We start from the raw sequence: 15714 nt of genomic DNA on the forward strand, positions 1-15714 counted from the left end.
AAATTATATTTTTTTTGCTATTTTTAATAAAAAAATATAAATTTCTACCATTGCCAAGGTATCAAGTTCACAATATTTTAATAAGTCATTTTTGTGCTTTACTCAATCTTCACTTGTAAGTGATTTTTTAACATCATTATAATATGGTAAAAATTTTCGATAAGTATTCATAGCTTCCATGCCATTTTGAATATTTAAATTTTTATAAGAAAAATTTTTATTAACTGAAGGCAAAACATATTTTATTGAAGTTTTACCATAAAAATCCCTAGCAAAATAGCCAATTTTGGTTTTTTTTTGAATATTTGGATGAAAAAAGTCAATCAAATCAAAAAACTTATCAATAATATTTTTTAAAATATTTATTTCTTTTTCATATTTATTTTTAGATTTTGATTTTAAATATTTAAGCATAAAATTACAAATACCTTGTTCAAAACTTTTTCAATAGGCAACATAAGTATTGTCATTTGAAAATTCAAGAGAATCAACAAATTTTTTAATAAAATTTGTTAAAGAAAAGTTTTTTGGATCTTCAATGTGTGTTTTATGAACAATAATATTACCATTTTTATCAATTACATGAATACTATACAAAAATGGAACTTGTTCGTGGGGCTTTGTTGATTTAAATTGGGGAACAACTAAATTAATAGTTTCAAAATCAATCATAAAAATTTTGTTTTGATACTGATTTAAAATGTTTTCTAAAACATTTAAGTCAATATATTCTTTTATATTATCAACAATTAGTTTGTATTGTAGAAAAGCAATATTTACCCTTTTGTCAATTTTATTAATAGTCTTTTCAGTTTTTTTTTGATTATTTTTTTCAAATATTTTTTCTGGTACATCTTTTATATATCTATAACCAGAATTAAATCATAATAATTTATCTTTAATTTTAAATTTTGATAACTTGAAAATATTCTCTTTATCATCATTTAAATATCTTTTTTGACAAAAAGAAAAAAAATTACAATTGCTACAATGATTACAAAAATATGGTTTATTTAAATCTAGATTTTGAGGTTTAAAATCATCAAAAAGATACAATTTTTCATTAATTTTTTTTTCTGAAGATTTATTCAAAAAAATTCCATCATTATTTAAATAACCATTGAACAAAGAAATAAATTCATTATTTTTGCCTTTTAATGGAATTTTATCTATCAAGGAAACTAAATTTTTTGATAATTTATTTTTAAAAATATATTCTTTATTTGGAAGATAAAAACCAAAGTAAATAACTTTGTATTTAGTTGCATTTTCTAAAACAAATTTTTGAAATAATAAATCTATTTGATATTTTCAAATATTATTTTTCTTGCTTTTTCCATCATATTCATCAAAAGAAAAAGATTTTATTTCAAAAATTTTAATAGTTTTGTTTTGGTGTGATACTTCAATATAATCTGGTTCTGTAATAAAGTTTTTATACTTAAAAACCGGATTGATAAAGTTGTTTTTTTGTGATTTAAAATAAAAATTTGTTAAAAGAATTTTTTCTTGGTAATTTTTTGTTTTGAATTTTCGAAAATCAATAATATTTTTTTTATTTGATAATAAAAAATCTTTTACAAAACTATCAAAACAAATCCCCTCATCTGCAAGAATACTATCATTAGACTTATCAACATTGATATCATCTTTTAAAAGCTCTTGATGCTTTATAAGGTTATTTTTGATTAATTTTAATAAAAGTTTTAATTCACAATGAAAAAAATCAGCAAAATAGCTCTTTGTAAAAAAGTTATTTTCTAACAATTTTTCAGACATTTTTTTTTGTTAAAAAATATTTATTAATTGACTTTTTTTTAATAAAAACATATTTGTTTGCCTTTTTTGAGTAAAAAACCCCAAAATAATCCATTTTTACACACAAAATATCATTTTGTTCACGCAAAAGGTAATTTAAACACATAGAAATACTAACCCTGTAATTTTATTTTATATATTATAAAATATTTTTTTTAATAAAAAAATTAATAAAAAAATAAAGAAAAATATTATCGAAAATGAAAAAAGTAATTCAACATATCGGGAATTAAAGCAACCTGAATTCTGTTGTAATCGTCGCCAGAATGTGGTCAGCCAAGAATGATGATGTTTAATAAAGTTGAAAAAACAAATAAACAAGTTAGGGGAATAGAAATGATTCTAATTCTTAACGGAATAATCAAGTTAATAACTCCATAAATAATAATAACAAATCCAAGCATATAGTTAACAAAAACTAAAATGTTTTCTCATTTCTCACCACTTGCCAAGAGATTACTTAAAAAAAGATGCATACTACTCCAATTATGTTTTTATAAACATTATTATTATAAAAAAAAATATAAAATTTTTAAATAAACTTTTTTTTAAGAAATGAATTAAAAAAACTAAAAAAAAATTATAATGTTTTGATGAAAAAAAAATATTTAAAAAAAAAACATTTAATAAAAAGTCGTAAAAAACAAATAATAAATAAAAGTTTAAAAAACGAATTAAAAACTTTAACAAAAAAATTTTTTAAGAATCTTTCTAATGTTAATATTGTTGAGACTGATTTAATTAAAGAAAAAAATTATTTAACTAAAAAAATTGATAAAGCTGTAAGCAAAAATTTATTCCACAAAAATAAAGGATCAAATATTAAATCAAAAATTGATTTAGCTCTTAATAAATATAAAAATAAAGATAATAAATAAAAAAAAACCAAAGCGTAAGTCTTTGGTTTTTTTTAAATCTAAAAGTAAGTTTTTTTATAATTAAAGTTTAAATTTTGATTCTTGGTTGTCGCTGTTCTTATTTTGAATATTTTCAAGTTTTTCTCTAACTTTTTGAACATCAACAGTTGGATTGTTAAAAATACCAATTACTGCAAGAATAAATATTGCAATGTGTAAAAGAGAAATTAAAGTAATTATTGTAATAACTAAATATCTAAGTGATGGCAAAAGATTAGAAAAATTTTGATCATTGCTTATTAATGGTTTTAAAAATAAGCCAAAAAAATTGGTAAAATTTAAAAATAAAACAATAAAAAATAAGATTGTGGACCATACTGGAAAACGATATTTTAATACTTCTCTATTTGGCAAAAGTAAAAAGTTATAAAGACCTCGAAATAAAATTATTCCGGTAAAAAAAATAAAACTTCCCGTAATTGTTTGAATAAATTCATTGTAATTGGCAAAACTTTTAATAGTTTTGATAAAGTAATAAGAATCTTTACCATAATCAGAAATAATTAAAATACCTAGAAATATTAAAGTTAAAACGGTTAAAGCAATTGATAGGATTCCAATTCATTGTTTCATTTTAACAACTATTTTTGGTTTTGTTGTAAATGGATAAAAGTTTTCTAATTCTTTTGATCTTTGATTATAAATTGGTCCAAAAGGTGATGTTGTAGGTTTTGGATTTGAAAGATCATTTCCACTACTTTCTTTTTTAACAATTGATTTATGTGGTGGAAATTCATTGGATCTTTCAGATTTTTGTTCATTTTCTAAATTTTCTTTGATACTTAAATTAGAAATTTTATTACTTACTAAATTTAATGCAGTATCTAAAGATACTTTTGACTTTTCCAATAAAATTTTTCTTTCAACTTCTAAAACATTGATGCAATAATTTATTAATGACTTTGTAGTTAAATTTACAAAATAATCTTTTAAAGTACCAATTTGATATTTTTGTAATTTAATGTCTGTTCCAAAAAATTTTTCCAAATATGGTTCAATTTGCAAAAAATATTTTTTTTCAGAAAAATTACAATTATCTTCAAAATATTTTAAAATCGAAACTAATTGAAAAAAATAATTGCAAAATTTTTTATCTTTTCTACCAGTTTCTAAAATTTTGCTATTAGAAAAAAAAATCGATAGCAAGTCAATTACTTTATCGTAACTTGTTTTATTCAAAAACAATTCATTATTAATCATATACTTTTATTTTAGCATAAAATTTTATTTTAGGACAAAAAATAAAATTCCATTGCCCTCAATTGTTAAACTATTAAGATCATCATGGCAAATAACTCCAGAATCAGTTTCACTAACATCATTTTCATTTATTTTTAATTTTCCTTTTGAACAGAAAAAATAAATAAAATTTTTTTCAAATGACAAATTAATATAGGCGTTGTCTTTTAAAACAATTTTTTTAATATCAAAAAAATCATTTTTTAAAAGGGTGTGCATTTCAATGTTTTTAGTTAGAGGAAAAAAACTATTTTTTTCTTTTTCTAGATGATTTTGAGGATAATAAATAGCTTCAAGAGCTTTTTCGGTATGTAATGCTCTGGGCTTTTTATTTTTAGGGTCCACTCTGTTGTAATCAAAGATTCGATAAGTTATATCACAATTATTTTGAATTTCAAAGACAAATGAATCTTTTAAAATAGCGTGAACTGTTCCTGCAGGAATAAAAACAAAATCATCTTTGTTAATAATAATTTTTCTAAATAATTGATAATATTTCTTGTTTTCAAATAATGATAAAAAATCATCTTTATTGCGGGCATAGTGACCTAAAACCAGTGAATGATCCTTTGGACAATCTAGAAAATATCAACACTCATTTTTAATACATTGACAGTCATTTGATAAATTTGAAGGGTGAACTTGAACACTTAGGTCGTCGTTTGCATCAATTAATTTGATTAAAAGAGGAAAATTTGCTGAAGGATAGTTATTAAAAAATTCTTTATGGTAATTTCAAATTCAACTTAAAGTTTTACCTTTAAACTTACCTTTTTTAATTAAAGAATCAAAATTTTTACTATCTGATGCAATATATGCTTCACCTATTTTTTGATTAGCTAAATCATTTTTTGAAAAAAATTGAGATAGCCTATTGCCACCTCAAATTTTTTTAACAAATATTGGGTAAAAAAATAACATATGTTATTTTAATTTATTTTTATGTTTTTAGATATTTTCTCTGTTTTCTAAAGATATTTGCAAAATAGTTTGGAAGACTTTATTTTTTTTGATCTTTTTTTAATTTACTATATATTTTTTTTCCTCCAAATAATAATAAAGAAGTTAATCCAATGGCACCAACACCATAAAGATATGGTAAATATTTAAATAAAGAATTATTACCACTACTTGTACTTGGAGTTTTTGTGGCTTCATCCACTTTAAAGGCAAAAGTAGTTGTGTCAAAATCAAGTCTTTTATTATTTTTTAAGTTGTTAAATAAAACTATAATATCATTTTCATTTAAAGATAAGAAAGAAACGTTACGAGATACTTCATCATCGTTTGTTTTTTGATAATAAATTGACAGTACTTCATGATAATTATTATTATTTAATGGTATTTCAATTTTATTAGAATTTTTAGCAACATCATGTTGAACATCTTTACCATCTAATTTAAAAATAATTTTTACATAATTATCATTTTCTGTTAAATAAAAACTTGATAGATTTGAATAGTCAATATTTTTAGTTTCTTTTATTGTAGAAAAATTATAAGAAATTTCTGATAAATTTTTACTATCATTAGGAACATCATTTTTAATAATGACTCTTTTTTGTTCAATAATATTATCTTTTTCGGTAATTTCATCTAAATCAATTGTTATTTTAGAATTATTGGATAATTCATAAGTCTTATCGTTTGCTAAGTCAACAACTTTAATATCTAAAAATTTAATTGTATTATCGAATATGTTTTTATTTAAATCTTTGGTTTTCAAAATTGTTAAAATTCCATAATCTGCTCCAATAATGAAAATTTTTTCATTATTTTTGTTAATAAATGAATGTAGAAAGTTGTTTTCTTTTTTAATTGATTTATTTGGCATTTTATCAGACTTAAGAGCGCGAATATTATTAAAATTTTCAAAAATTATCTTTTCGAAGTTCTTTTTAATTTCTTCTTGCTCTGCTACAATTTGTTTTAGATTTTTAGCGAATCGTTTGAAAATGTCAAAAAAATCAAAATTTTCTTTTTCTATGAATAAGGCAGTTTTTTTGTAATCAATTGGAAAATTTTCAATTGATTTAAAATTGCTTTTATGTCAGTATCCATAAAAAATTGAACTATGAACTGCTGCAATTGTGTCCAAATCTCTATGTGCAAAATTATTTTTTATAAAATTTCTATATCTTGTAATTTGATCTGAAACTAAAAAAGTATTTTTAAAAATTTCTGAAACATTTCTGTCGTTTTCAAATTTAAATCCTAAAATTTCATCAATAATTGAAGGGCATATTAAAGAGGTAAGTTTTACTCCAAAATTGTACCCATAATAATTAAAGTTTTCGTTTAAAATTTTTATTTTATAACTATTTAAATTTGTTTCTTGTCCTTTTAAGAATGAAGCAAAATATTTGCCCTCTTGGCTTAAATGATATAAGTTGAAAAAAAGAGAAAATCTTAAATTTTTGTCTGTTGTTAAATTGCTTTTCAATCAATTTTTTATTTCTGAGTAGTTAAAATTTGAGGGTATAAAATTATTTGAAGATGTAAAATTTTGATCAAAAAAATAACCTTTAAAGTTAGTATTTTGCAAATCATCTAGATAAAATAAAGAAATTTCATCAAGTTTTTGTTCAATAATTAAATTTTCCTTTGAAAGATATAAGTTTTCAAGTTCTAATAATTTTTTATTTAAGTCATCTAAAGAATATGATTCAAAATCTTGATTGATAGGATTAATATTAAATAAAATTTTACCAACATTTTTAATATTTGTAAGACTTTTTAAATCATTTAACTCAAAATGTAATTTAGAAAAATCAAGATTGTTTAAAGGTTTGATTTCTTGATATCCTAAATTAAAAAATCAAGAATTGTTGTAAATAATTGACTTATTTTTAAGATCGTTTAAAAATGTAATAACATGATTTTTTATGTAGTTTTCTAGAGCTAAATTTTTACTTTCTAAATAAAAATTAAAAAAATTAAAGATTTCTTGAATATTTTTGTCTTCAAGCTCTTTTTCAATTGATGCTAAAAATTCAACAAAATTGTTATTTTGTTTATAAGTATCGCAAAAATTAAAAAAGTTTTCGACAATTTCTTTTGATTCACTTTGAAATAATAGGTTGTTTTTTTCAAAAAAACCAGGAAAATTATTTTCAATTAATTTTGATTGGTCATAATACAACAAAATGATTTTTGAAAAAATCTGTTCTAAAAAATATTTATTAATTTTAGTTTCAAAATCATTACTAGATAAATCAATGTTCCCGCCTAAATTAATTGTGTATTGAATGCTTAAAGTGTTATTATTTTTAATTTTTTGAAAAATTTTAGTGATTTCTTGATCTAATTTTGAAACTATTGTTTTATTGTTGTTGTCAACTAAAAAAATATCTGGATAATAAATTGAACTAGTTTTTTTGATTAAATAAGTCAAATGTCTTAATAATTTACCCTCATCACTAGGAGAATTTTGATAAATTGTTTCAATTTGTTCTAATATTTTATCAACTTTATCATCTGAAAATGGATTTTCTGATCCTGGATAATTTTGACTAAATTGTTGGTAATTTCACTCTATTTCTGTTGGAGAAAAATTATCTTTTAAAAATAAATCTACAATTTCTTGTTCTTTGTTGGTTAATTTATTTTTTAATGCAAAAATTTCGTTTAAAAAATTTTGATCTTTAGTTAATAGAAAAATTATTTTTGATCTAAGTTTTAGATTTTCATTAGTAATATTTTTTTCTGAATTCACAAAAAATCTTTCTAATTCTTCTTTAAATTTTTCTTTATAATCATCAAAACTTTTATATTGGGTTAGTAAATCTTCAATTAGGGTAACATATTCGCCGTAATCTTTAAATACGTATTCAGATTCATGTGAATTTTTATATTTTTCATACAATTCTGAATGATTTAAATTTAAATCAACTTCTGATAAAAAATATAACTTAAAAATTGCTGGCAAAAAAGATTTAAGTTCTTTTAACTGCTTTTTATTTATTTTTTTTAAAAAATTAAAGTTTTTATCATTATCTAGGTCTTTTTTTAGATTTAAAATAACTTGTTTTTGGAAATTAGCAATATACATGACAGTATCGCTAAGATTGTAACCATCCGTTGCGATACTTTCAACTTCATTTAAAAAATTTTTAATATCTAAATTTTCAAAATTAAAACTTTGAAAAATATTTTCAGTTAAAAAAATATTTTTTGCAATAAAATATTTTTTTTTATTTTCAAAATTATAAGCATCTAAGAGCTTTAAGTTACTGTTACTTTTATAAAATTTAATTGTAGAGTTTTTGTAGTATTCTAAATAATTTTGTTTAAATATTTTATTGTATTTATCTAATTGATTAATAAAGTTGTCAGAGTTAACTTTATTTGAAAATACAAAAAATTTTTTTCCTTTGTCAAAAAAAGTTGATAAATTATCTTTAATGGCAAATAAATCTTTAAATAAATTTTTTAGTTCTTTAATGTTTCAAGATGAATTTATACCATTCAAATAGATATCATAATCTTCTTCAGTAAAATCAAAATATACTTCTTCTAATTTTTCATTTATTAATAAATTATTTAAAGGATCTTGCTCGTTTACAAACTGAACAACACTTTTATTTTGTTTAATAATATTATTGTTTAGGTAAAGATAAGCTTTTGCAGAAGTTAAAAAATATTTTTCAATATCTGAGGAAATTTTAAATAATGTTAATATTTCTTCATTTGTTGTTTTAATTTTATCTTTTGAATAAATTTTTCAGTAAGAGTATTTTATATAATTTGTATAAAATAAAAGATTGTTAATAATTTTTAAATTATCATAATTTAAGTTACTATTTTTTTTAAAAAAATTAAATAAAAGTTTATAATCTTCATTTTTACTTGATGTTAAAATAATATTTATAAAATTATTTTCATCAATTTTATTCAAATTTGTTTGAAAAATTTTAATAAAATTATTCATAATTTTATTTGTTAGCAGAAGATCATTTTGATATATGTCCTTAAATATAATACTTAGAAGTATTTTGAATTCTTCTAAAGTTTCAAAACTTTTAAGACTGTCTTTATCTGTTTTTAAAATTTTTTTCAAAACATCCAAATCATTGTTAAGGATGGCTTTTTTAAGTTCATTTCTAAATTCTTTTATAAACAAAAAATCACCAAGTTCAATATTTGTTAAAAGTTCTTCATTATATGAATAAAGATCATCTACAGAAAAATGAAAAAATTTATGATTAATATCTTCTAGTGATTCATCAAGAAACTGATCTATTGTTATTTTTTTAAAATTATTTAATAAATTATCTTTAATATTAAATAAATTTTTTAAGTTATTGTCATCATCAATTACATTAAAAGTTTTTTCATCATCTATGCTAGCTAATAATTTTTGAAATTCTGGACTTTCTTTAATAATTTTATCCCAAACAAGTGAATAAAATATATTATGATTTTTTTTTGTAAATTGTAAAAAATAGTTTAAAAAAGAAGAAATAAAAAATTTATTAATAGTATCTTTTAAATTATCTAACTTCTCTAAAAAAGCATCTTTAGATTCATTTAAAGAAATATTTATATCAATTAATTTTTCATTAATTTTTAGATTTAATCTAACGGTACTGTTTTCTAATAGTTCAAGAAGAACATAAAAAATTTGAAAAAATTTTTCTCGATCATCACTGTTAAGCAAAATTTTTTCGCAAAAAAAATCAAATTTTTCTAAAAATGTATCTCTTAATGTATAAACCAAATCTCTATTATCAGTATTATTTTTAGTTATTTTATTAACAATAATTTTTTCATCATATTTTTTAAATTCTTCTAAAATATCTAATTTTTTTTGATAAAAAAAATTTTTTTTATCCAATTTTTTTTGTTCATTATTTAATTTATTATGAAAATCAACTTTTCCAATTTCTTTTTTTAAATTTAATAAATCAGATAAAAAATTATTAATATCTAAAAAATTGTTGTAATAATCTAAAAAAGTTTTTTTTTCATTAATAATTTTTTCAAAAAAGTCTTTTACTTTGTTTGTAATTAAAAAATTATTGACATCGTTTTCAACTTCTTTTAAAATCGAAAAATTATATATATCTGGAATAAAAGAGTTTATTTCCACAACTGAATTAATATTTAATATTTTTTCAAATTCGTCTGATGCATTAAAAGGATTTTTGGTTTGTTTTTTAATATTTTCAAAAAAATCTTGATACGCTTTTATAGTTAAATTTTCTGAAAAATAACCATTTTTTAACATATTTTTTGTCTTTATTAAATTGAAATATGAAAAATCTGGATGATCTTTGTAAAAATATAAATCATGACTAGAAGATTCGGTTGTAGATATCATTTTTTCAATATCATCAAAATTTTTCATATTGTTAGAAAAAAATGGCGTTAAAAATAGGGGTGAAAAAAAATTACTATTTTTAAAATATAATATTTTTGCTTTTTCTTTTTGATGTAAAATACGTATTTCTTTTAAAATTTTGTCAATATTTTGTTTTTTCTGAAACAAGAGATCGTATTCATATTTGTCTCAATCATAAAATATATCTTGATAATTTTCAAATAAATTGTCAATATATGAAATTGCGTCAAAATAAGAATCATTACACATTGATATAAAGTAATCTATTTTTGCAATAAAATTTTTATCATTTTCATCAGCTAAGTTAATATTATTTTTAAATATTATGTCAAAATTATTTTTTCACTTAATAAAAATTTCTCTTGCGATTTCAATAAAAAAATTATTTATTTTAAATTGGTTTTCTTCATAATTTCTGACATTAAAAAAAATACCTTGAATATAATTTGTAAAAATGTGAAGATCTTTAATTTCAGAATTAAAATGATTAAAAATATTTTTCAAGTTTTCTATAATAATAATTGGAAAATTTAAAAAATTGTCAATATCATCCATTTTAATCATTGGATAACTTGATAAATCAAATTTTGCTTTAAATAGGTCTTTTAAATGCTTTAAGTTTGCGTATTTTGTTATTTCTGATGAAAAATAATTTTCTAATTCAGAAGTTTCTTGTGAAATTGAAGAAAAAAATAATTTATTTAATTGGTTTTTAATTTCTAGATAATTTTTGCTAAGTAAAAAACTATCAAAATTAATACGATCTTGACTTTCTTTATTTTTTTCTAAAATATAAAGTTTCGTAAAATTTAAAATTTGTTTATTATCTACTTCATAAATTAAGTTATTTAAGACACTGTAAAGATTTTTTAAACTATTTTTTAAAATAACATTAGAACTGAATTCAAAAGAATTGTTTGTATGTTTTACTTGTTCTATAAAAAAATTCAATTTTTCATGTTCTTCGTCAAAATAAAATTTTATAATTGTGTTATTGCTTAGATAATAATTTATTTGATCTAAATATTTTTGAATTTTTCATGGAGAAAAAATTTTATTAATTTCATTTTTTGATAGAGTTATTTTTATTGAAAAATCTTGATAATTAACCTGTCCTTTAATAAAATTACTTATTAAGTCATTTGGTAAATTTTCAATGTCATTTGCCAAAGTTTCTAAAATTGAAAAATCATCAATATTTTCTTTTAACTTGTCATAAGTACTATTTAATTTAAAAAAATCTACTATGTTGGTAGGTGGTAAGTCCTCAATAATATTTTTTTGAGTTTCAGAAAAATTTTTTGCAAAATTAAAATTTAATCCTAGGTAAATTAAAGCAAAAGATTTAATTTCATTGGTTAGTTTTTCAAAATATAAGTCAAATTGATCTTTAATTGCAGTAAAATTTTCTGAAAAATTGAAAGTTACTAAGTTTTTTTCTGAATTTTCAAAAAATCAAAAACTTCTTGAAAAATTTATTTCTTTTAAAAGATCTTTTTCAATGTTATTTTTTAAAATATCATGATAGAAAACTTTAAAGCTTAATAAGTTTTTATTATTATCAATATTTATAACTTTTGCAATCTCAAATAATAAAAATATTTCTTCTTCTTTAGTATTTAAATAATCCTTAAATTCACGGTAATTATTTAAATTATTAGCAAAATTTTCTGCAACTAAGTCCGTTTCATTTTCCTCATCATTTAATATTTCTTGAGGATTGTTGTTTGTTACATTTTTAAAGGCTAAATAATCATCTAATGAAAAATAATTTTTATTTATTTTTTTTAATTTTTCTGATAATTGTGAATTATTAGCAGACAATTCCAAAATTTCTTTGTACAAATTATTTGCTATTTTTTTTTCAATTTTATTGAATTCTTTAACTTTACTAAAAAAAGACGAAAAACTTAGTTCGATATCATTATTAAAAAAGTTTAGTTCTTCAATAATTTTTTCAACATCACTTATTTTTTGATGTCCCAATCAAATAATTGCTGGAGTTTTTAACTTTTGATTTTCTAAAAAATTAATAACTTCATCAATTATTTGATTATTTATAATTTTTTTTTCATTAGAATCTAATTTATTTAGATTTTCTAAAAAATGTTTTTTTTTTATAAATGAAAAATTATTAAAGTATTTAATATTTTCGCTAAATTTTAAAGGTATTTCAGAGTTATTTGTAATTTTCCTAATTCTTAAACTTTTATAGTATTCTTCAAACTTTGAAATTAATTTTTCATTAACTTGATAAATATTTTTAAATTTTGTTTCTGCTATTATTTTATTGTTATTTAAGTTTTTAACAAGTTCTATAATATTTGTTTCTAATTTGTCTATATCAAACATATTTTTTTCCAGCTTTTTTGTAATTTAAATAATTTGTATATTTTAATTATTTTTTTTTTGAAAAAAAATATTAATAATTTTTACTTTAATTTTTTAGCTTTTTAATTATTTTGGTAATTAAAACTACTGTTTTTTTTAATATATTTGCAAAAAAATAAAAAAAAAGAGATAGTTAATACTATCTCAAATTTTTCAAAAAAAATGTTATGGAAAAATTTATTAATTCATTTTTGATTTTTTAAAAATTTTTGTAAAAAAAGGTACTGTAACAACACTTTTTGTTTTTTTAATTTCAAAATGTCTAAAACCAATGTTTATTCCAGCAGTTATAAGGGAAGCAACCAGGATTATTGCTAAATGAAAGGCGCCTCATGCATAATTTGATACAGGTTTTGAATTTGAATCAACTTTTCCAATTGCACCAAGAATATAAACAATAACTCCTCCATGGCCTGCGGCATCAGAAATTTGAAATACACCACTAAGGGAAGCAGCAATCATTCCTCCAATAACATTTGAAATAATAAATTTTGGATATTTTACTGCAAATGGAATTGCACCTTCAGTAATTCCCATAATTCCTAGTGGTAGGGCATTTTTACCAGCAGCAGCATCCTCTTCATCAAAATATTTTCTTCCAAGAAATCAAGCAAAGAAGGCACCAAGTGGTGGAACAGAAATCGCTGATGCATCCATACCCATTATGGCACCATCTTTAGTGATGCTTTGAACCCCAAAAAAGAAGGCAATTTTATTTAATGGACCACCCATATCAATAGCAATTAAGAAACCAAGTAAAATTCCTAAAATAAAGACTAAATTATGAGCTTGTAAATAACTAATTGAATTATTAATTCCCTCTTGTAAGTAAAAAATTGGGGCAGAAACAATAAATGCTAATAAAATTCACCCTACTGTTGTTACCAAAATTGGTACAATCATAATTGGGATAAGAGGAAGAATAAATTCAGGTCAATGAACTTTTTTTAATTGTAAACATACATAACCTACTGCTAAACCAATAAAAATTGCACCTAAATAACCTAATTGTCCACGATTAAGTCCAAAATTTAAACTACTTCAGTCAAACAACAAAGTGTTTGTACTATTTTTGGAACTAGGATCTGCATAATTTGCAATAAAAGCTAAAATCATTGCTGGTGCGATAGCAATTCTATCAGCAATTGCTGCAGCAATAAACCCAGCAAGAACTGGAATCATAATCGTAAATGCAAGACCACCAATTGTTGAAAGTGAATTTAAAATTTGATATAAAACATAAGCGTTATCAATAAGTCATTGTTTGTTAGTATTAAGAAATGGTGCAGAAATTGCAATTAAAAGTCCCCCAACAATAACAATTGGTAACATATAACTAACACCATTCATAAGATAACCCATGATTCCAGTTTTTGTTTTTTGTTTTCTTTTAACAAAAACGTTATCAGATTTATCATCTTCTGTTAAACGATAAATTTTACCGTCTTCAAATGATTTCTGAATTTGTAAAACTGGGTCTTGAAGCACTTCATTCATTGAAACTTCATAAACTTTTTTACCAACAAATTTTTTTTTATCAACAAATTTTGTTGCAGAAATAATAACAACATCGGCGTTTTGAATATCTTCAAAAGATAACTCGTTAATTGTACCTTCTGCAGCCTGTTTTTCAACTTTAATTTGATAGTTTAATTTTTTGGCAGCATTTTCTAAGGTTTTTGCAACCATATGGGTATGTGCAATTCCAGCAATACAACTAGTAACAGCAACAATCTTTAAGTCTTTATTTTTTTTTGTTTCTTTAAAAGTTTTTGGTGCTGAATTGCCTTGTAACTCAGGTTTATCATCAAAAATACCATTAATTTTTTTTAAAAGAAAGTTGTAATTTTTTTCTTTTAAATTTTTAATGAATTTTTCTTCCAATAAAAATTCTGCGACTTTAGAAATTAAAGAAAGATGAGAACTTTCCTCTTTTGTTGGAACCAAAAGACAAAAAATATATGAAACTTTGTTTTCTGTATCATCATATTTTATTGGCTCATTTAAATAAACAATAATAACTTTTGATTCTAAAATTTTATCATTTCTACAATGGGGAATTGCAACTCCATTTCCCATGTTTGTAGACGCTTCTTGTTCTCTTTTTATTAATTCATCAGCTAAGATATTATCTTTAATAATCTTATTTTTAAAAGCACAATTTTCAATTTCTTTAAAAACATCCAATAAATTATTTTTACTACTAGTAAAAATTAATTCAGACGAAATGAGATAATTTTTTTTCATAATTGATTTTATGAAAAAATTTGTAGTTAGGATTTTATACTATTAATTTTTAGGAAAATGAATGTTACGTTCTTTAATTAACTTTGCCAATTTCTCCATTTTTGTAAAAGAAATTGGATTTTTAAAAGAATTATTTTCTCTTACTGCTTTTCCAAGATGTGCAATTTTAAAATTATTTTTTAAAATTATTTTTATGTTTTCTAGGTCAACTCCCCCGCCAATGATAAGGTTTGGAAAAATTTTTCTAATAGTTAAGAGATTTTTTAGATTTTTTTCTAAAAATTTTTCATTACTATCACAAACTGTAAGACAATAATTGATATTTAAATTTTTAAGAATATTAATGCTTTTTTGATAATCTTTAACATGATCAAAAGCCTTGTGAAAAGTTACTTCTAAAGGGTGTGATATTTTTTTTATTTTTTCTATATTTAATTGATCAATTGTTAAATCTTTAGTAATAAGCCCAATTACAACTCCATAAATATTTAAAGATTTACAATATTCAATGTCTTTAATCATTGAAAAATAGGAATTTTCATCAAAAAAATAACTTTCACTTCTTCTTATGAGAGCAAAAATTTTTAAATTTGTTTGATATTTTGAAATTTCTTCAATTGTTTCATAATTTGCTGTAAAACCATTTTTTTCTAAATCTTTGCAAAGCTCTACTCTGGTAAAAATATCGGGGTATTTTTGATTAAAAAAATTTACAATTTTTAAATCATCTAATGAAGTGACAATAATTTCGATTTCCAT

At 21.0% G+C, this 15714-nt stretch carries 8 protein-coding genes; 1 reads left to right on the top strand and 7 read right to left on the bottom strand.

Annotated features, from left to right (window positions below; genetic code table 4):
• Positions 1-3: 3 nt before the first annotated feature.
• Both JTY60_RS01945 and JTY60_RS01950 read right to left on the bottom strand, forming a co-directional pair.
• Positions 4-1779, bottom strand: a complete 1776-nt coding sequence (locus JTY60_RS01945; RefSeq protein WP_434414435.1) for a DUF2779 domain-containing protein — start codon at positions 1777-1779, stop codon at positions 4-6.
• Positions 1780-2009: 230 nt separating this feature from the next.
• Positions 2010-2294 (bottom strand): hypothetical protein, encoded by a 285-nt coding sequence (locus JTY60_RS01950; RefSeq protein WP_434414436.1) that lies wholly within the window; start codon positions 2292-2294, stop codon positions 2010-2012.
• Positions 2295-2411: 117 nt separating this feature from the next.
• Between JTY60_RS01950 and rpsT the strand changes: the two genes are divergently transcribed.
• Positions 2412-2696, top strand: coding sequence for a 30S ribosomal protein S20 (gene rpsT, locus JTY60_RS01955; RefSeq protein WP_434414437.1), 285 nt, complete (start codon positions 2412-2414; stop codon positions 2694-2696).
• 60 nt (positions 2697-2756) lie between these two features.
• On the opposite strand, the gene JTY60_RS01960 is transcribed toward rpsT, so the two are convergent.
• The 5 genes from JTY60_RS01960 to JTY60_RS01980 all read right to left on the bottom strand — a co-directional run bounded on the left by JTY60_RS01960 (position 2757) and on the right by JTY60_RS01980 (position 15714).
• The gene (locus JTY60_RS01960; protein WP_434414438.1) at positions 2757-3935 is read right to left on the bottom strand and encodes a hypothetical protein; all 1179 of its coding nucleotides are present in this window, start codon (positions 3933-3935) and stop codon (positions 2757-2759) included.
• A gap of 24 nt (positions 3936-3959) precedes the next feature.
• Complete coding sequence (locus JTY60_RS01965) at positions 3960-4895, bottom strand: type I phosphomannose isomerase catalytic subunit (protein ID WP_434414439.1); 936 nt, start codon at positions 4893-4895, stop codon at positions 3960-3962.
• 79 nt (positions 4896-4974) lie between these two features.
• Entirely contained in the window at positions 4975-12669 is a 7695-nt protein-coding gene (locus JTY60_RS01970; RefSeq protein WP_434414440.1) for a hypothetical protein, read from the bottom strand.
• 219 nt (positions 12670-12888) lie between these two features.
• Complete coding sequence (locus tag JTY60_RS01975) at positions 12889-14955, bottom strand: PTS fructose transporter subunit IIABC (protein ID WP_434414441.1); 2067 nt, start codon at positions 14953-14955, stop codon at positions 12889-12891.
• A gap of 42 nt (positions 14956-14997) precedes the next feature.
• Positions 14998-15714, bottom strand: coding sequence for a copper homeostasis protein CutC (locus JTY60_RS01980; RefSeq protein ID WP_434414443.1), 717 nt, complete (start codon positions 15712-15714; stop codon positions 14998-15000).

The sequence above is a fragment of the symbiont of Argiope bruennichi genome (genome assembly GCF_051094275.1).
GTDB lineage: Bacteria > Bacillota_I > Bacilli_A > Mycoplasmatales > SG1.